The following is an 18,186-nucleotide window of genomic DNA, read 5'->3' as shown; positions in this document are numbered from 1 at the left end:
GGTCTCCTCGCGAACCGCTATCCAGTTCGCCCGAGGATGCGCTAGGCGTGGGCGGGTGCGCCGAGCTGGACATAGGCGTCGAGCTCGCGCGCAAGCGCCTCCTGCCAGGTCGGCATCGCGACCCCGAACTGCGCCTTCAGCCTCGTCAGATCCAGCCGTGAATTGCCGGGGCGCACCGCCTTGGTCGGGAAATCGGCCGTTGCGATCGGAACGATGCTGTCGACGGCGAGCGTGACGCCCCGCGACCGCAGCCCGCCGACGATGGCAGTGGCAAAACCATGCCAGCTGGTTTCGCCGGCACAAACGAGATTGACGACGCCGCCCCTGCGCATCAGCTGATCGTGCAGCGTGGTGATGTTCGGCAACACGATGCCGGCGACGGCACTGGCGATCGCTTGCGCCGTTGTCGGCGCGCCGATCTGATCGGCCACGATCCGCAGCTCCTTACGCTCGCCGGCAAGCCGCGCGATGGTGCGCAGGAAATTGGTGCCCTTTGCGGCATAGACCCATGAGGTGCGCGCGATGAGATGCGCCCCGCCCGCCGCCTGGATCGCGACATCGCCGGCAAGCTTGCTCGCGCCGTAGGCCGACAACGGTTCGGTCAGACTGTCCTCGCGCCACGACCGGTCGCCCGAACCATTGAAGACGTAGTCGGTCGAGAAATGCACCAGGGGCACACGATTTGCTGCAGCCCATTTCGCGAGCGCTTCGGGCCCCCTGGCGTTGATCAGGAAGGCCAGCTCGCGCTCGTCCTCGGCACGGTCGACCGCCGTGTACGCAGCCGGATTGATGATGAGATCGGGCTTCAGCCTTTCAAGCTCGGCCGTCACCATCTCCGGCTTCGACAGATCGAACTCCGCGGTCGGCGGCGCGATGATGGTGCCGTGACTTTCCAGCAGCGGCTTGAGTGCACTGCCAACCTGGCCGCGCGTTCCCGTCAACAAGATCCGCATCAGATTTGTCCATAGCTGGGAAGATTGCTGGCGTCGGCGAGCAACGGCGCATCCGCGTCCTTGGCCGACAGCTGTGGCTTGTCGACGCCCCATTTGATCCCGATCGCGGGATCGTTCCAGCGGATCGAGAGCTCGTCCTTGGGGCTGTAGAAGTCGTCGCATTTGTAGAAGAAGTCGGCAGTTTCCGAGAGCACCACGAAGCCGTGGGCAAACCCGCGCGGCACCCATAATTGCCGGCGGTTGTCCTCGCTCAATTCGACCGCGACATGCTTGCCGAAGTTCGGGCTGCCGACACGCACGTCGACGGCAACGTCCAGCACGTTGCCGCGCAACACGGTCACGAGCTTGCCCTGGGTGAGCGGGTTCTGCAGATGCAGCCCGCGCAGCACGCCATAGGCCGAGCGGGACATGTTGTCCTGCACGAAGGGGCGCGTGATGCCGTGCTCGACATAACGCGGCGCCTGGTAGGTCTCGAGGAAGAAGCCGCGCTGGTCGCCGAACAGCTTCGGCTCGACGATCAGGACTTCAGGAAGCTCGGTCTTGATGACGTTCATTTAACATTTGTTCCAGTTTGCTGTGCCAGAAATGTTAATTTCCCCCTCATAACAAACTTGTGCGGCGCACGCTATATGTTATGTTTTGATAGTCAAATTGTGAGGGACCATGAAAGGCATTATCCTTGCCGGTGGCACCGGCTCGCGCCTCTACCCCGTGACCACCGTCGTCTCCAAGCAGCTGCTGCCTGTCTTCGACAAGCCGATGATCTACTATCCGCTGTCGACGCTGATGCTCGGCGGAATCCGCGATATTCTGATCATCTCGACGCCGCAGGACAAGCCGCTGTTCCAGCGGCTGCTCGGCGACGGCAGCGAGATGGGTGTCCGGTTCGCCTATGCCACGCAGGAGACTCCGCGGGGTCTTGCCGACGCCTTCATCGTCGGCCGCGAGTTCATCGGTGATGACTCCGTCGCCCTTGTGTTAGGTGATAACATTTTCTACGGCCACGGCCTGCCGAGCATGCTGTCGGCCGCCTCGGTCCGCAAGAAGGGCGCCACGGTGTTCGGCTACGTCGTGAACGCGCCGGAGCAGTATGGCGTGATCGAGCTCGACGGCACCGGCCGGGCGCTGTCGATCGAGGAGAAGCCGAAGCGGCCGAAGTCCAACGTCGCCGTCACCGGCCTCTATTTCTACGACAACGACGTGGTCGACATCGCCGCCGGCATCAAGCCGTCGCCGCGCGGCGAGATCGAGATCACCGACGTCAACAAGGCCTATCTCGAGCGCGGCGACCTCTATGTCGAGGTGCTCGGCCGCGGCTTCGCCTGGCTCGACACCGGCACCCACTCCTCGCTGGTCGAGGCCAGCCATTTCGTCCAGATCCTGGAACAGCGCCAGGGCCTGCGCATCGCCTGCCCCGAGGAGATCGCGCTGCGCCAGGGCTACATCTCGCTCGAAGCCTTCGCGCGGGTGGCGCAGAAGACCGCAAAGAGCAGCTACGGCGAGTATCTGCTGTCGGTGTACCGTTCGTTCCAGGGTCAGCCCCGCACAGCCGAGGTATTCAAACATGCGGTTTAAGGGATCGACGATCTTCGTCACCGGCGGCGCCGGCTTCATCGGCTCCGCCGTGGTCCGTCACCTGCTGCGCGACACCCACGCCCGCGTCGTCAACATCGACAAGCTGACCTATGCGGCGAACCTCGCCTCCCTGCCCGGCTCGAGCGAGAGCCTGAACTACACCTTCGAGAAGGCCTGCATCTGCGAGGGACAGGTGCTGCGCCGGCTGTTCGAGAAATACCAGCCCGATGCGGTGATGAATCTTGCCGCGGAAAGCCACGTCGACCGCTCGATCGACGGCCCCGGCGAATTCATCCAGACCAACATCGTCGGCACTTTCACCATCCTGCAGGAGACGCTGCGGCACTGGCGAACGCTGTCGCCCGAGAAGCGCGACGCGTTCCGCTTCCTTCATATCTCGACCGACGAGGTGTTCGGCTCGCTCGGCGACGAGGGGCTGTTCACCGAGACCACGGCTTATGCGCCGAACTCGCCCTATTCGGCCAGCAAGGCGTCGTCGGATCATCTGGTGCGCGCCTGGCGCGAGACCTACGAGTTGCCGACCCTGGTGACCAACTGCTCCAACAATTACGGCCCCTATCATTTCCCGGAGAAACTGATCCCGCACATGATCATCAAGGGGCTCGCCGGCGAGCCGCTGCCGGTCTATGGCGACGGCCAGAACATCCGCGACTGGCTGTTCGTCGAGGATCACGCCAAGGCGCTGACCCTGGTGCTGGAGCGCGGCGAGGTCGGCGAAACCTACAATGTCGGCGGCCGCAACGAGCGCACCAATCTGCACGTCGTGGAAAGCATCTGCGACCTGCTCGACGAGGTCGTGCCCGGTGCGGCGGGCCCGCGGCGCCAGCTGATCAACTTCGTCGCCGACCGTCCCGGCCACGACCGCCGCTACGCGATCGACGCGACCAAGCTCGAAACCGAGCTCGGCTGGCGCGCCGAGGAGAATTTCGAAACCGGCATCTCCAAGACGGTGCGCTGGTATGTCGACGAGCAACCCTGGTGGCGCGCGATCCTGGAGCGCGGCTACAAGGTCGAGCGCGTCGGCCTGAACCAGTAGCCGCCGTCTCCAAGCCACCGGCGTGGACAGCCCGCAGGAAGCCGAGAAGCGCGATGATGATTCAACCGGATCTCATCGCGACTTGACCAGCCGCGACCGCCTGCCGCCGGTGGATTGGCAGCCATCCAACAGACAACAAATCGAGAAACCACGGGGTCCCGCCATGAAAATCGCAATGGACGGTCAGGAACTGACACTGTTCAAAAGCTTCGTGGATCTCTCGCAGCGATATCTGGAATTCGGCTCGGGAGGTAGCACCTGGCTCGCCTGTCAAACCAGGAAGGAGTGGGTCATCTCGATCGATTCCTCCCTGGAATGGCTCAACAATGTCGGCGACGCCACGCGCGATGCGAGCACCAGGCCGCTGCTGCTGCACGTCGACATCGGCAAGCTGCGCGAGTGGGGTTATCCGGTGGAGAAGGAGAAGGAAAGCTCCTGGCCCGAATATCACGAGCGTGTCTGGGAGCGTCCGGAAAGCAAGACGGCCGACCTCTATTTCATCGACGGCCGGTTTCGCGTGGCAAGCTTCGTGCAGTGCGTGCTGCACGGTGCTCCGGGGGCCTTCATCGCGATCCACGACTTCGAGAACCGCCCCCACTACCATTCGGTGCGGACGGTCGCGCGGGAAATCGCGCGCGCCAACAACATGTCGATCTTCCAGAGGCCGGCCAGGATCGACGTCGATGCCGCACAGGCCTTGCTTGCGAAATACCGGCTGGAGCCGCTGTAACCGGCCGGCGCCGCCAGAGGCCTCTGCCGTCGATCGCCGCTGCGATCAGCAATCACGCAAGCTGCGTGATTGCTCGATCGGGCGCGCCGCCTGGCCCGCCCTGCCTCGGTGAGGAAATCGCTGCCCGCCGGGCTCAGCCCTGGATCAGCTTCTTCAGCTCCGGAAGAAACCGCTGGATCGTTGCGTCTTCGACATCGTTGCGATCCCGCAACGTGAAGAACTCCATCGCGCGGATCTTCTCAGGATCGCCGTCGGCGAGCGGCCGGCCGCGCTCACGCTTCTTCAGCAATTGCTCGCGGGACTTCGTATAGAAGTGATTGATGACGAGCTTGCTTCGCTTGGGCGCCGTGCAACGCCCGCCGATCGGGAATACCGGCGTGCCGTCTTCCTGGACGTAGCAGCCCAGCACAAGCGATTGATGAGGATGCAGATAGGACACGATGGTGTCCGGCCGCACGATCGACTTCATGATGAAGTGATCCGGGAAGTCGTCCGGAGCGCGGCGCGTGAAGGACTCGATGCACAGGCCGGCCGGCCGCGCCTCGTGACCGTTCGAGCCGAAGTTCAACCAATGCACCGCCACCGCCGGCGCCGGGCCGAGTTCGGCCAGCACGTCCTTGATGTTGCCGGCCTGCGTCGGAAACAGATACTCGTCGGCATCGATGAAGGCGCACCATTCCGCACAATTGCGATAGGTGTCGATCGCATGCGAGAAGGCGCGCATTTGGCCGAATTCACCCTCCACGAAATGATAGGTGATCATTTCGGGCCACGGAAAGGACTCGATCACGGCGCGCGTATTGTCGGTGCTGCCGTTGTCGTAGAGGTAGAAGTGATCAAAGCCGACCAGTCTGTGGAAGTGCAGCCATTCCAACAGATCGTCGCCTTCATTCTTGATGGCGCACACCGCGGCCAGGCCGTGCTTCTTCCGATCGATCCCGACATAGAGCTTCTTCGCCTCCATCACGCGCAGGAGGCCGGCGAACTCTCGCCGGAGGTTCTCACTTTTCGGCGCCGCCGCGAGCGCGGACAAATAGACGTCCTGCGCTTCATGGGCAGCGCCCATGTTGAGATCCGCAATCGCAAGACGATGCAACACCCGCGAGTCGGACGGCATCTGCTTGACGAGGTCGAGCAGGATTGCACGCGCCCCGGCGAAATCACAGGCCTGCACAAGCGCTGCGGCCTTTGCAAACTGGAATTCCTTGTAGCGGCCGTACTGCTGCTCCAACTGCTCGACCGACTGGATGAGTTCGTCGGGCTTCGGATTTGCGATCCGCCCGGAAAAGAAATCTCGAAGCCTTGTCTCGATCTCACTTGCTGGAAGCGTATCGAGATTCACGCCTGAGCTGAAACTAGACAATGCAGGAATTTCCATGTCCAACCTGAGCCGCTCCCCACGAGATCAACAAGCAATTACCATTGGTTCGCACCACGAATTCCCTATTAGCGCACTTATCCTACAAGAATAAGGCTATAACACGCAGTGCTCACATTTAACTGTTGTAAGGTTATTTCGAGGAAAATCAATACAATAGAGCAGACGGGCTCGCCGTCATTTGCACGAAACCGTCGCACAGGACGGGAACGACCTTTGCTGCTTTCGCGCGCGACGTGTTCCGGCGCAAGGGAGCCGCGCCGGAAACCTCGATCAAGCCCCGGTTCCGATATTCTCAAAACGGAGCAGGCAAGCCCTGCCCGCCGGGATCAGCGCCAACGGATCGGCCTGGTGCGATCGTTCGATTCCACCGTCCGGTGTTCGACATGATAGGGCGCGTAGATCTGCTTCACCCAATAATTGAAGTTCGGGTGCAGCTTCACGAAGTCATAGAATGAATCGCCGAAATTCGACGGGCTGAGACAGGTCTTGTTTTGCGGTCGCCTCGAGATGGCATTCAGGCAATACGACACCATGCACGCCTTCGTTTCGCTCTCCGCCACCTTGCTCAGGCTCCGGAAGCTGTTGGTGGAGTGCAGCCGGTAAAGATAGCGGTCGGCCTCCAGATAGGTCGGCTCGACCTTGGTGACGGCGCGCAGCGCGAAGTCCCAGTCATGGCAGTATTTGAGGTCGGCGAGCCAGCCCACCTGCCGCAGCAATTCGCGGCTGAACACGAAGTTTCCGGTCGACGCCGCGATCTGCGAATCCAGAAATGTCCACGACAGCGGCGCGCCGGCAATCTGCGCCCGGTCGATCGCGTAGCGCAGGCGCGTCGGAAACTGGTAGTTGCCGATCGACTTTCCATATTCGTCGATCGGTTCGACGGCAGAGAAGCCGAAGAACAACCGTTCATGGCCATGCTTGTCGGCGAACAGTCGAACCCGGTCCTTTGAGAACGCATCGTCCGAGTTCAAGAGGAAGATCATGTCGCCCGTCGTCAGCGACAACGCCCTGTTCCAGGTATAGTGCGCGCCGAGATTTTGCGGATTCTTGAGCAGCTTGCACGACACGAAGCGCTTTCCGAACGAACGCTTCTTGATGACCTTCTGCGCGACGTCAAAGCTCTTGTCCGGCGAATGATCGTCGACAATGACGAGCTCGATATCGGCAAACGTCTGCTGATAGACGGTCTCGAGGCATTCCTCGAGATACTGTTCGTGCTTGTAGCACGCGATGACGACACTTGCGAGCATCGGCGGCGACCTCAACGTCTCACGATGATCGAATGGCGCGACCGCACCAGGGCGCTGGCGCCGTCGCCGACCTCCAGCACCGCGAGCTGATACTCGCCATCCGGCAAATCCCGGATCGAGAACGACAGCTGGAAGCCGAAATAGCAATCCTTGCTCTCGGCCTTCATGTATTCCTTCACGTCCACGCGCTCGTGCCAGTCGACGATCAGGCAGTAGCCGCCGTTGATCGCGCCTTGCGCGGCAAGCCCCGACAGCACCAGGAATCCCGTTCTCTGTCTGCTTGCCTCGAAGGCGTTGCCCGCGCAAATCCAGCCCCGCACCAGAATCTCAAAGCGCGGATCAACGATCACCCGCTCGCCGGTCTGGGAATTGATGTTCTCGATGACCAGCAACGAACCGGCCGGATTGTCGGACGCGCCTTCCGCCTCGACCGGCGTGCCGCTTCTCAGGCGCTGCACCCCCGAATGAGTGAGGCCCGACCGATGCAGGCTTGCGAGCACCTCGACATGCGTCGAGGCTTCCTTCACCGCCCACTCGAGCTCCTGCCTGCTCAGGCAATCCAGCAGATCCGGGCTGTTTCTGATCTGCGCCGAAATCGGCTCGGCGGACGCAACCCTGCGCACAACCTCGAGGAATGCGCGTCCATGACGGGAATCCGGCTCGAGATGAGCGCCCTCCGCCCACTCGTTCCAGGAATTGATGAACACCAGCGACTCGGAGAAGCTGTTGCCCTTGGCCCGCAGGGTGGCGTCGCGAAGCCAGACCTCGAACGCCTCCGGGCTGGACCGCGTGAAGACGTGACCGCGCGGTCCCTTGCGCGGCGTATTGTCCCAACGCGGCATGACCGCAGGAAAGAACGGGAAGTCGTAGGTCTTGCCGATCGACGATCGCATGGCATCGACGTAGTCGTACACCTTGCCGGCGAAGGTCGCCGGAGCATCGACTTCGGTCGGCGGCACTTCCCGCGTCGAAACCGTGTGCGGCGGAAACTCGATGGCCGCATCGCAATTGACGTCGCGCGGATCGAACTCGCCGAAAGTCATCGCATTGCAAATGAGAAGCTCGCCAATGCCGAGCTCCCGGGCTCTCTCGCGCCAGATCTCGAACAGGCGCTGCTTGTCCGGCAACAATGACGGCCGGTAGATGACAATGACCTTTCGACCATCGACCGTGATATAGCGCTCGTCGAGCAGCAGGTCGGCCATGTCGTCGATGAAGCGGACATCGTCGTCCAGCGAGTGATTCTGCCCCAGCAGCAGCTCGGCATCCGAGCCGTCCCACCGGCGCGACCAATTCTCGTTGGCCCAGCAAATGCAGAACGGCAGGTTGGGCTCGCCGTCCTCGAGCAGCAGCTGAAGCGGCTTTTCCAGCAGCCTGCGCCCCTGGAACCAATACACGTAGTAGCAGAATCCATCGATGCCGTACTTGCGCGCGAGGTCGCCCTGCTGCCGGCGCGTCTCCGGCAGCCGGACGTCGTAGAATCCGAGATCGGCCGGCAGCCACGGCGATTCATGCGACGGAAACTGCGCGCGCATGCGCGCGACATTGGTCCACTCGGTGAACCCTGGTCCCCACCACCGGTCATTTTCTTCAAATGAATGGAATTGCGGCAGATAGAAACAAATGTAGCGCACCTCCTTGGTGGAGGCGTCCGCCGGTCCCGCAACGCTTAGGTTGTCGGTGCTCGGAAACAGCAGATCGTCGTAGTCTTCGACCGAGAAGCCGAGCGCAACGACCACTTCGCTCGGCGTGAAGTTCTCGAACAGCGGGATCTCGTAATACTCGCCATCGCTCAGGCTGATGCGGAGATAGATCTGCGCCTGCTTGGGCTCAACCAGCGTGTTTCGCAGGGCCCGCGCCAGGCGACGGCGGACGCCCGGCGTCGACAGATCGATCCGGAACCCGGGACGCCCGATCACGCTGCGCGGACCGATGCGGGCCGGCATGGATCGGCCCGTGCGTCCCTCTTCGACACAGTGGGACGCGATGAAGAGCGCGATCGAAACGGTTGCCGCGGGCGACTGGGCATCGACGATCCAGCCGGAGATCCCTCGCCCCGAATATTCAAGGATCGCGCCGCGCAGCCGCGATCCCGACTGGAGATCGCTGATATCAGGATCCAGGAACAGGCTCTGCGGATGGTCGTCCTGCTGAACCGGGCTGGCAACGGGCAACATATCCTTCGTATCCCTGACGCTCCGATCGACCATCTTGTTCATTGCCACTCAATCTCCTGCCAACGCTTGACGCCGGCTCCAGTTTCTTTCCCGGTCACGCGGACGCTCGATCCCGAGATCACGCTGCCTGACACGCCTGTGATCATGACCTCTTGGTTCTTATCGTTCATCTTCACAACCAGAGGTGCAATGAGCATTTATTCCGCGAACCCACATTAACGCAATCTCTCTGTCGTCGATATGAAAGCCATTGTTAGTTCTGCCTCAATTGTCACGCGGAGGTGCACGCTTCTGTACCTTCGCGCCCAAGAACAAGGCCGCGCGTCTCTGCCGTAGGCTGCGTGCGACGAGATGTCCGCATCCAACAGTCTCAGCCAACGCTCTCGCCCATCGCCTGCAGACGACGTAGCGCACCTTCGTTGTTCTGCTGCGCGGCCTTTCGATACCAACGCACCGCTTGATCGCGATCCTGCGCGACGCCGTTACCGGCTCGCAACGCGTCACCGATGGCGAGCTGGGCTTCGACCATGCCGTGCTCCGCGGCTGCCGCGAACCATTCGGCCGCCTTCGCCGGATCAGCCTCGCGGCCCTGTCCGCGCCCGAGCATCACCGCAAGGTTGTATTGCGCCGTGGTGTGGCCCTGGCGCGCCGCGGCCTCGTACCACGTGACGCCCCGGGCAAGGTCCTGTTCGACGCCCTGCCCGGTGCAATACATGACGGCAAGCTTGAACTGTGCTGCGGCGTTGCCGCCATCGGCGGCCTTGACGATCCAGCCGGCGGCGGCCTGCGGATCCTTGAGGCCGCTTTTCGGATCGGAATACAGCAGCGCCAACGTGTGCTGCGCCTCGACATGGCCCGCGCTTGCCGCGCGCTTGAACCATTGCGCCGCAGCCGGAAGATCGACGGCCCCGCCGGACCTTCCCATGTGAAGCCCGCCGAGTTGAAATGCCGCCGCGGAATGACCGCCCTCGGCGGCATCGGTCAGCAGCGTACGTGCTTGCGCAAGGCGCGCTTCGGACGGCTCTTCCTGGATCAGAAACACGGCATAGGCGATCTTTGCATCGGCATCGCCGCCATTGGCCGCCTTGCTGAGCCATTCCGCTGCGCGCGCCTGATCGCGCGGCACGCCGTTGCCCGCCGAGTAGAGCCGGCCGAGCTGCACGCCCGCGGCGCTGATGCCTCCCTCGGACGCACGCTCGAACCACTTGATCGCGGTCGCGACATCGCGCGTCACGCCGTTGCCGTTGAGATAGAACACCGCGATGTTGTGGGCCGCGGTCGCGTGACCGCTCTCGGCCGCACGCTCGAACCATTTCGCCGCCTGGCGGATGCTGGGCGGAACGCCGGTGCCGGTGGCATAGAAGCGCCCGGTGAAGAACTGCGCCTGCACGTCGCCGCGCTCAGCCGCCTTCTCGTACCAATATGCCGCCTCGCGCAGATCCGGCTCGGCCGACGTGCCGAGCGCATAGAACTCAGCCAGCCCCTGGATCGCCGGCAGGTAATCCTTGCGTGCGGCCTTGCGCAACGCGGTCTCGGCCTTGTCGAGATCCTTGGCGACCCCTTTGCCGCTCAGCCGCAACAGCGCGATGTTGTACAGCGCAATGGCATCGTCATGCGCAGCCGCGCTCTGGAATAGCCGTGCGGCTTCCTCGACATTTGCGGGAAGCCCGGTGCCCTTGAGGCACATGAACGCGAGCGCAACCTGCGCGCGCACATGGCCCTGCTCCGCCGCCTTGTGATACCAGATCGCGGCCTGCGCAAAATCGACGGGAACGCCGCGCCCCTGATAGTGCACGTCGCCGAGCGCGAATTCACCGGCTGCCGCCTTCTGCTCGGCCGCTGCCTCGTACCAGCGCAGGGCAGCAGCGTGATCCTTGGTGCAGCCGTGCCCGTTGGCGTACATGTCGCCGAGGATCGCCTGCGCGTCCGCCTTGCCGGCCTCCGCCGCCACCGACATCCAGAGGAAGGCGGCGTCAAGGTCCCTGGCCACGCCGATTCCGTACGGGAACACGAGATCGTGGAGATTTGTCGCCTTGTCGCCGAGCCGCGCCGCGGTCGACTGCCGCCACATCTCGGGCTTGTTCGGTCCAACGGACGCCTTGACCCCGTGGAAGTAGATCAGGCCGAGCTGGAATTGCGCTTCGGTATGTCCATTCAGGGCGGCGCGTTCATACCACGCGACCGCATCCGGAATGTTGCCGATAACGCCCTCGTTCCTCGCATAGAGCAACCCGATCCGGTAATCCGCCTCCGGATTGCCGGCCCGCGACGCCAGCCTCCAGAAGCGCAATGCCTCCAGATACTGCCGGTTCTCATACGCCTCCAGTCCCCGTTCGAACTGCGTAGCCTCCGAACGGGACGACCCGGGCTTGAGCAGGTCGAGAAGGGATCGCGTCAACACCGTCATGGCTCGCGCATTGCTTCTTTTGCGCTGCGCAGCATGCCGCCGAGCAGATACATCGCGACCGAACGGGTGCCGACATTGACATCGCCTTGCAGCGTCATGCCGGGGATGAGGCGGAAATTCTTCGGAACATCCTTGAAGTTGGTCTCGTCGACCGAGCATCGTGCCTTGTAGTAGGCATCGACGGGCTTTCCGTCATCATCGGTGGTGAAGGCGCCTTCGCTGATCCAGCGAATCTTGCCTTGCGCCGTACCGTGCTCGGCCGCGTTGAACGCATCGATCTTCATCGTGCATGGATCGTTCGGCCGGACGAAGCCGACGTCGCGCGACAGGATCTGGATCTCGGCTTCGAGCCGCGTCTTGAGCGGCATCAGCGTGATGAAGGGATCGCCCGGCTTCAGTACCGATCCGACCGAGAGCTTGGCGAGGGTCAGCACGACCGAGGGTTCGGCTGCGGTCCAGCGGACCAGGTCCTGATGCTTGATCGCCTTGTCATACTGTGAGCGGGCCGTATCCAGATTGTTGCGCGTGGTGACCAGATCCTGGCTCAACTGCGCATACCATTGCTCGGTGAAAGCCTTGCGATCCGCCTTCAGCGAGTCCAGCTGGTGCTGCGCCTCCAGCAAGGTGTTGTGCGTATTGTCGATCTGGCGCAACAGCTCCAGGCGGTTGTCCTGCGACAAATACAGGTTCAGCTTGGATCCACTGCCGCTTTCGGCCAGCGTCGAGCGCATGTCCTCGATCTTGCCGGCGATCTCGGCACGCTGGCTGTAGCGCTCGTCGTCCTTCTTCGACTTCTGGATCGTCGCCTCGGTCTGGCTGATCTTGGAGTCGTAGCTGTTGACCTGTGCGTTGTACTGGGCAACGCGCTGGTCGTAGAGCGCCTTCTGTAAGGCATTGTACCTGGTGACATCCTGATCCGAGGATTGCCCGAACGACAACACCTTTCCGGCCAGTTCGGCCTCGTCCCGCGCGACCTGCGCTTCGAGGCTTGCAATCTGCAGCTTGTACTGCGTCACATCGGCCGCGGTGAAGGTCGAGTCAAGCGTCGCAAGCAGTTGCCCGGTCTCGACCTGCTGACCTTCCCGCACATCGATCGTCTTGATGATCGAGGCATCCAGCGCCTGCAGCACGTTGATCTGATCGACCGGGACGATCCTGCCGCCCACGCTCGTGATCACCCGATCGACGCGGGTGAAGCACATGATCGCCACGACGGCTACCATGAACGCCGACAGGACGAACAGCGTCGCGCGGGCCAGCAGCGGCTCGGGCGCCTCGCGGATGGCATCGGTTTCGGACTGGAACTGGCGAACGGTCGCGAGTGAAGCTTGATTAGGAGACAAGGGTCGGACTCCTGAAGTTCTTCTCGGTGCGGCCCGTCGGCACAAGATGCGTATTCTGCTGGAACCAGAGCGAGCTATAGATGTCGTTGCGTTCCAGAAGCTCTTCGTGACGTCCGATATCGTTGACCACGCCGCGGTTGAGCACGAGGATCGCATCGGCCTTCGTCAGCGACGACAGACGGTGCGAGATGATGATCAGCGTGCGGCCGTGCGCGATCCGCGAAATGTTCGCGTTGACGATCGTCTCGCTCTCCGCATCGAGCGCGCTGGTCGCCTCGTCCAGGATCAGGATCGGCGGATTGACGATCAGTGCCCGCGCGATCGCGAGGCGCTGACGCTGGCCGCCGGAAAGATTGGTCGATCCCTCGTAGATATAGGTCTCGTAGCCGCGCGGCAGCTTGTCGATGAACTCCTCGGCGCCGGCCAGTCGCGCGGCCCTGACGACATCGTCGAAGGTCGCATCGGGCTTGGCGGCCGCAATATTCTCGCGGATCGTGCCGCTGAACAGGAAGTTCTCCTGCAGCACCACACCCACATTGCGCCGGAGATGGTCGACATCGTATTCGCGAACATCGACACCGTCGACCTTGATCAGACCACCGTAGTCGGAGTGCAGGCGCTGCAACAGCCGCGTGATCGTGGTCTTGCCGGAGCCGCTCTTGCCCATCACGCCGAGCGTCGTGCCGAGCGGAATCTCGAAAGAGATGCTGTTCAGCGCCGGCGACACCGCGCCCTTGTACTTGAACGTGACGCCGGAGAATTCGATATGCCCCTTCAAGGGGACCCGAACACCATGGCCGGAACGTCCCTCCTCGGGCGGCTGATTGACCAGCCTGCCGACGATCGTGACCGCGGTGCGCGCTTCGTCATACTGGTTGATGAGCTGGGCCATCTGCATCAGCGGGCCGGCAACGCGTTGCGACAGCATCAGAAACGCGAACAGCGCTCCAACGTAGACTGGATCGCCGCTGGACACGGCGAGGTAGACACCGAACGCATAGGGAGCACTCACTGCCAGCCGTTCCAACGGCTTCACCACCGTCTGAATGGCGGTTCCGGTCATGCCTTCCGCAAGGCGAGCCTTGGCGACGCGCGCCACCAGCACATCCCACATGTGGCGCTGCCGCGTGTCCAGCGCCAGCGACTTGATGGTCCGCATGCCGTTCAGACTCTGGATCAGAAACGCTCCCTGCACGCCTTCAGCCGCCAGAGTAGCCGAGGATTTCTTCCGGTAGGCGGGCAGCATCAGGATCAGCCAGGTTACGATCATTCCGGCAAAGGCAAGAACCATCAGCGTCATGATCGGGCTGAAGAAGAACATGACGGGCAGGAAGAAGAACAACGTCGTCGAATCGAGGATGGTCCCGAACAGCTGTCCGGTCAGAAAGCCGCGAATTCGGAACACTTCGCGAATATCCCGCGAAATCAGGCCGACCGGATTCTGCTCGAAGTAATCGATCGGCAGATTGAGCACCTTCTCGAACACATAGGTCGACAGCTTGACGTCGATGCGTGCCGTCAGGCGCTGCACCAGATACTGCCTCAGGAAAGAGAACGCGGCCTCGAACATGATGACCACGAACATCGCAATGCACAGCACGTAGAACGTGTTGTAGGCCTTGTAGAAGATGACCTTGTCCGAGAGCAGCCGCCAGAACATGATCGGCGCGAGGCCCATGAAGCCGAGGATCAGCGCCGCGATCGCGACGTCGCGCAGGATGCGCCGTTCGCGGAACAGCAAGGCAGTGACGAAACCGAAGCTGAACGGCTGAGTCTCGTCCGAGATCTCGTAGTCGCGCTTGGCAATGACGACGTCGCCCGACCAGATGTCCTCGAAGCGCGGCTGATCGATCACGAGCAGCGCATCCTCGCTCGCGTTCGGGTCCTGCAGCACCACCCGGGTGCTGTCTTCATCGCCCTCGAGGCGCAGCAGCACCATGTGGCTGCCGTCGCGCAGGCGGACGATCGCGGGCAGCGCCCGCTTCAAATGGCTGAGCCCCTTCCAGTCCAGCGTGACCGCCTTCGCCGTCATCCCCGAGGAATTCGCGCATTTCAGCAGCTCGGGGAGCGTAACTTCCTGCTCGCCCAGCAGATTGTCCTGGATCAGCTGGGTCGGGGTCAGGTGCAAACCATGCTGTCTTGCGACGATGACGAGACACGCGAGGCCCGAGGGTGGGAGTCCCTCCACCGAAGGTGCGCCGACGAGCGAGAGGTGTTTGGTCATGAATGCCTCGAAGTTTCGACTGCGCAGGATCCGGTCGCTAGCGATATATAACTTATCACTGTTAGTTCGCTAACGCAGCATTTTCGGCACCCGGTTCCGAAAAGATATATGTGCCGGAACAGGCAAGGAGCCGATTCCGGCTGTTGCTGCGGTTGGTTTAGCCACGGAACCTTATAACATTATTTAACATCGACCGTCACGTGGCGGCCGCCGCCGTCTCCCGGAAATCGAAGCCGCAGGCCTCGAGCTGCGAATGAATCCGCCTGTCCTCGGCCTCCGGCATCAGCGCCAGCGCGCAGACCTCGAAATTCGCGCTGCGAACGGAGACGGTCGGAAACCCGGCGCTGAGCAGCAGGTTTCCCATCCGGTCGCACGAAAAGCCGGTCTTGTGCGCCATGTGGTGGCGCCCCTGCTCGATCGCGCCGGAGTGCCCGTAGATCATGTCCAGCGGCCGGATCGGACCGGCCGGCGAGACATAGGCGACCGCGCCGAGACCCTGGGTCAGCATGTGCTGGGCCACTGCTTCCAGGTCGGGGGACATGATCAGCGCGAAGCCGTCCGGCTTCAGAACTTCGCGGAACTGGACGAATGTGGGATGTATCTCGTGGGCATACAGATGTTCCATCAGATGCGAACACCAGATCGCGTCGAACGAGGCCGGCCGGCACAATTTGGCGAGATCGGTAATCGAGCCGACGATGTCCGGTTTCACGCTTCCGTCGACGTCGAGCCGAACCTCCTCCCAATCATGCGATGTCAGCAGCGGCTGGATCCGCTTGGCAACCGTCGTTCCAGCGCCGGCATTCAGCATTTTCTTCTTGGCCAATTCGAGAGCTCCGCGGTTCGCGCATCATGCGGCAGGTTTCTGCTGCGATCGTTCGTCTTGTCCAAAGGTTGCCTGGGCCGCAGCAAGCCATCACAACGCGTTGTATCAAGCGAGTTACACGCCTTTACAAAAGCTACGTGGTCCGAATGTGACGAACTAACCTCTAACATCTGTCGGGTTGAAGTGGAACTTGTGATGAGGCGGTTCGACGCGGATCCGGCGGCAAGGTTCCGATCATCACATTCGCGCGCGAGCGGCTCCCAGGGGCTGAGGGGAGACATCTGCGCTTGGGGCCGTCGCGGGGGCTCTACAGCCTGATCGATTGACCGTCGTTGAAGATCAGGTACTCGATGTTGGTGACGTGGGTCACCTGGCCGTTGCTGAAGCTGACCTCCAGAAAACCATTGTTGCCGGCGCTGATGCCGGTCAGATCGGCCGATGCGTGATCCAGGAAGGTCAGCGCGTCCTTGTCGCCGCCACGGCCGTCGATCGTGTCACTGCTGTGCGGATTCGACAGGTAGAAGTAGTCCTGACCGGCGCCCCCAACCATCGAGGCTGTGCCGATGGCGGAGCCGATGAACGACGACCCGTCATTGCCGTCGCTCATCAGCCACTGGTGGCCCGAACCGGCGACCAGCGTATCGTTGCCGGCGCCGCCATACAGCGAGTCGTTGCGGGCGCTGCCATAGAGCACGTCGTTGCCGTCATCACCAAAAAGCACGGTCGCGCGCAATGCATCGCTGCCCGCGTAGAGCACGTCGTTGCCGCTGCCGCCGTGCTCGAAATTGGTCCCCGTGCCGCCAATCAGCGTGTCGTTGCCGGCGCCGCCTTGCAGCGTGTCGCTGTAGTGGCCGGGGCCGCCAGAGTGCGGCGAGCCATAGAGCACGTCGTTGCCATCACCGCCATCAAGCAAGGTCCCGTGGAGCGAATTGCTGCCCGAGTAGAGCACGTCGTCGCCGGCGCCGCCGTACAGTGAGTCGCTACCAGCGCCACCAACCAGCAAGTCGTTGCCGGCGCCGCCAACCAGCAAGTCGTTACCAGCGCCGGCATAGAGCGAATCGTTGCCGTCATCGCCAGAGAGGAACGAGCCGTGCCCCGCAACGCTGCCCGAGTAGAGCACGTCGTTGTCGCTGCCGCCGTACTCGGAAACGGTCTCGTCGGCGCCGACCAGCAGGTCGTTGCCGGCATCGCCATGCAGCGTTTCGGAACCACCGATGACACCACCAACCAGCGTGTCGTCGCCCGCACCGCCTTCGAGCACGACCTCCAACAAGTCACGTGCGTTTGAATAGAGAATGTCGTTCCCGCTGCCACCGTACTCCGCAACAGTGCCGGCACTGCCAACCAGCAGGTCGTTGCCGTCGCCGCCATCCATCGTGTTGTCAAGGGCACTCGCAGCGCCATGCAGCGTGTCGTTGCCGTCGCCGCCCGACAGCATCATCATCGAGCCTGGGCGCACCCACTCACCCGCGTAGAGCACGTCGTCGCCGGCGCCGCCGTCGAGCTCGCCGCCGAAGCCGCCGACGCCGAGCAAGTATTGGCCACCGACGAGGGTGTCATTCCCCGGGCCGCCGTCGAGAACCTCGTAGCTAAGACCCGGGCCGGCGCTCAACCAGTCGTCACCGTCGCCGCCATACAGGCTATCGTCGCCCCAACCACCAATCAGCGTGTCGCTTCCGGTACCGCCGTAGAGCGTGCTGGGTTTGCCTTCCTCCACGCTGCCCGACACCAGCACGTCGTCGCCGCTACCGCCATGCAGTTCCGACGCGCCACCACCGAACACCGTGTCGTTGCCGGCGCCGGCAAAAACCGTCGTATCGCCGATAAAATCCGTACCCCTACTGCTGACGAAGGAGACATAGTCGTTGCCGGCGCCGGTCGCGACCAGCACCGGGCCGCTGCCGATCACCGACAGCATCACGTCGCTGTCGGTGGCTTCGATGATCGCCTTCAGGTTGGCGTCGACGTAAACCGTGTTGTTGGGATTGATTTCGATCAGAACATTGGCGTCCGGATCCGGGTTGCTGATGGCAGCTCCCTCCTGGACCGGGATCGTCGCACCGTCATCCGGGCTGGTGTAACCGATCCCCGCGGCGATCAGATCGTCGAGAATCTGCTGCCGGGTCGCTTGATCGATGGTGGAGCTGATCGCCGCTTCGAGGTCGGTCTGGTTCAGATTGGAAGTCGCCATCGACGTAGTCCCTGGTTGGAATACGAGGATTCAAGCCATTCGTTAGCTCTCACGATGACTCACGTGAGAGCA

At 62.5% G+C, this 18,186-nt stretch carries 13 protein-coding genes; 3 read left to right on the top strand and 10 right to left on the bottom strand.

Annotation, left to right across the window (positions count from 1 at the left end; translation table 11 throughout):
• Positions 1-41 precede the first annotated feature (41 nt).
• Positions 42-953, bottom strand: a complete 912-nt coding sequence (rfbD, locus tag CK489_RS22340) for a dTDP-4-dehydrorhamnose reductase (protein WP_095733823.1) — start codon at positions 951-953, stop codon at positions 42-44.
• Positions 953-1,507, bottom strand: coding sequence for a dTDP-4-dehydrorhamnose 3,5-epimerase (gene rfbC / locus CK489_RS22335; protein ID WP_095733822.1), 555 nt, complete (start codon positions 1,505-1,507; stop codon positions 953-955). The genes rfbD and rfbC overlap by 1 nt, the downstream gene beginning before the upstream one ends.
• Before the next feature lie 109 nt (positions 1,508-1,616).
• Between rfbC and rfbA the strand changes: the two genes are divergently transcribed.
• Genes rfbA through CK489_RS22320 form a run of 3 tightly spaced genes read left to right on the top strand, consistent with a single transcriptional unit; the run spans position 1,617 to position 4,315 of the window.
• Positions 1,617-2,528, top strand: a complete 912-nt coding sequence (gene rfbA, locus CK489_RS22330) for a glucose-1-phosphate thymidylyltransferase RfbA (RefSeq protein ID WP_050630279.1) — start codon at positions 1,617-1,619, stop codon at positions 2,526-2,528.
• Positions 2,518-3,585 (top strand): dTDP-glucose 4,6-dehydratase, encoded by a 1,068-nt coding sequence (gene rfbB / locus CK489_RS22325; RefSeq protein ID WP_095733821.1) that lies wholly within the window; start codon positions 2,518-2,520, stop codon positions 3,583-3,585. The genes rfbA and rfbB overlap by 11 nt, the downstream gene beginning before the upstream one ends.
• A gap of 22 nt (positions 3,586-3,607) precedes the next feature.
• On the top strand, positions 3,608-4,315 hold the full coding sequence (locus CK489_RS22320) for a hypothetical protein (protein WP_245350469.1): 708 nt from the start codon (positions 3,608-3,610) through the stop codon (positions 4,313-4,315).
• Positions 4,316-4,448: 133 nt separating this feature from the next.
• On the opposite strand, the gene CK489_RS22315 is transcribed toward CK489_RS22320, so the two are convergent.
• The 8 genes from CK489_RS22315 to CK489_RS22280 form a co-directional block, all read right to left on the bottom strand.
• Positions 4,449-5,693: a glycosyltransferase family 92 protein gene (locus CK489_RS22315; RefSeq protein ID WP_095733819.1), complete on the bottom strand. Its 1,245-nt coding sequence runs from the start codon at positions 5,691-5,693 to the stop codon at positions 4,449-4,451.
• Between the two features lie 329 nt (positions 5,694-6,022).
• Positions 6,023-6,946 carry a glycosyltransferase family 2 protein gene (locus CK489_RS22310; RefSeq protein WP_095733818.1) on the bottom strand — a complete coding sequence of 308 codons (924 nt, stop codon included), beginning with the start codon at positions 6,944-6,946 and terminating at the stop codon, positions 6,023-6,025.
• An 11-nt stretch (positions 6,947-6,957) separates the two neighbouring features.
• The gene (locus CK489_RS22305) at positions 6,958-9,165 is read right to left on the bottom strand and encodes a glycosyltransferase WbsX family protein (RefSeq protein ID WP_050630273.1); all 2,208 of its coding nucleotides are present in this window, start codon (positions 9,163-9,165) and stop codon (positions 6,958-6,960) included.
• A gap of 328 nt (positions 9,166-9,493) precedes the next feature.
• Positions 9,494-11,530, bottom strand: coding sequence for a tetratricopeptide repeat protein (locus tag CK489_RS22300; RefSeq protein WP_095733817.1), 2,037 nt, complete (start codon positions 11,528-11,530; stop codon positions 9,494-9,496).
• Positions 11,527-12,873, bottom strand: a complete 1,347-nt coding sequence (locus CK489_RS22295) for an HlyD family type I secretion periplasmic adaptor subunit (protein ID WP_095733816.1) — start codon at positions 12,871-12,873, stop codon at positions 11,527-11,529. Before CK489_RS22295 ends, CK489_RS22300 begins: the two co-directional genes overlap by 4 nt.
• Entirely contained in the window at positions 12,863-15,097 is a 2,235-nt protein-coding gene (locus CK489_RS22290; protein ID WP_095733815.1) for a peptidase domain-containing ABC transporter, read from the bottom strand. Before CK489_RS22290 ends, CK489_RS22295 begins: the two co-directional genes overlap by 11 nt.
• 196 nt (positions 15,098-15,293) lie before the next feature.
• Positions 15,294-15,908: a class I SAM-dependent methyltransferase gene (locus tag CK489_RS22285; protein ID WP_095733814.1), complete on the bottom strand. Its 615-nt coding sequence runs from the start codon at positions 15,906-15,908 to the stop codon at positions 15,294-15,296.
• Between the two features lie 322 nt (positions 15,909-16,230).
• A complete protein-coding gene (locus CK489_RS22280) occupies positions 16,231-18,114 on the bottom strand; it encodes a calcium-binding protein (RefSeq protein ID WP_095733813.1) in 1,884 nt (627 codons plus the stop codon).
• Positions 18,115-18,186 lie beyond the last annotated feature (72 nt).

Source organism: Bradyrhizobium sp. UFLA03-84, from assembly GCF_002289535.1.
Classification (GTDB): Bacteria; Pseudomonadota; Alphaproteobacteria; order Rhizobiales; family Xanthobacteraceae; genus Bradyrhizobium; species Bradyrhizobium viridifuturi.
This window is presented reverse-complemented; position numbering and strand designations above follow the sequence as displayed.

Excerpts from the sequence above, each read along its gene's own strand:
- rfbB (WP_095733821.1), top strand. The coding sequence starts at position 2,518 with ATGCGGTTTAAGGGATCGACGATCTTCGTCACCGGCGGCGCCGGCTTC.
- CK489_RS22290 (WP_095733815.1), bottom strand. The coding sequence starts at position 15,097 with ATGACCAAACACCTCTCGCTCGTCGGCGCACCTTCGGTGGAGGGACTC.
- rfbC (WP_095733822.1), bottom strand. The coding sequence starts at position 1,507 with ATGAACGTCATCAAGACCGAGCTTCCTGAAGTCCTGATCGTCGAGCCG.
- rfbD (WP_095733823.1), bottom strand. The coding sequence starts at position 953 with ATGCGGATCTTGTTGACGGGAACGCGCGGCCAGGTTGGCAGTGCACTC.
- CK489_RS22305 (WP_050630273.1), bottom strand. The coding sequence starts at position 9,165 with ATGAACAAGATGGTCGATCGGAGCGTCAGGGATACGAAGGATATGTTG.
- CK489_RS22310 (WP_095733818.1), bottom strand. The coding sequence starts at position 6,946 with ATGCTCGCAAGTGTCGTCATCGCGTGCTACAAGCACGAACAGTATCTC.
- CK489_RS22315 (WP_095733819.1), bottom strand. The coding sequence starts at position 5,693 with ATGGAAATTCCTGCATTGTCTAGTTTCAGCTCAGGCGTGAATCTCGAT.
- CK489_RS22280 (WP_095733813.1), bottom strand. The coding sequence starts at position 18,114 with ATGGCGACTTCCAATCTGAACCAGACCGACCTCGAAGCGGCGATCAGC.
- CK489_RS22300 (WP_095733817.1), bottom strand. The coding sequence starts at position 11,530 with ATGACGGTGTTGACGCGATCCCTTCTCGACCTGCTCAAGCCCGGGTCG.
- CK489_RS22285 (WP_095733814.1), bottom strand. The coding sequence starts at position 15,908 with ATGCTGAATGCCGGCGCTGGAACGACGGTTGCCAAGCGGATCCAGCCG.
- rfbA (WP_050630279.1), top strand. The coding sequence starts at position 1,617 with ATGAAAGGCATTATCCTTGCCGGTGGCACCGGCTCGCGCCTCTACCCC.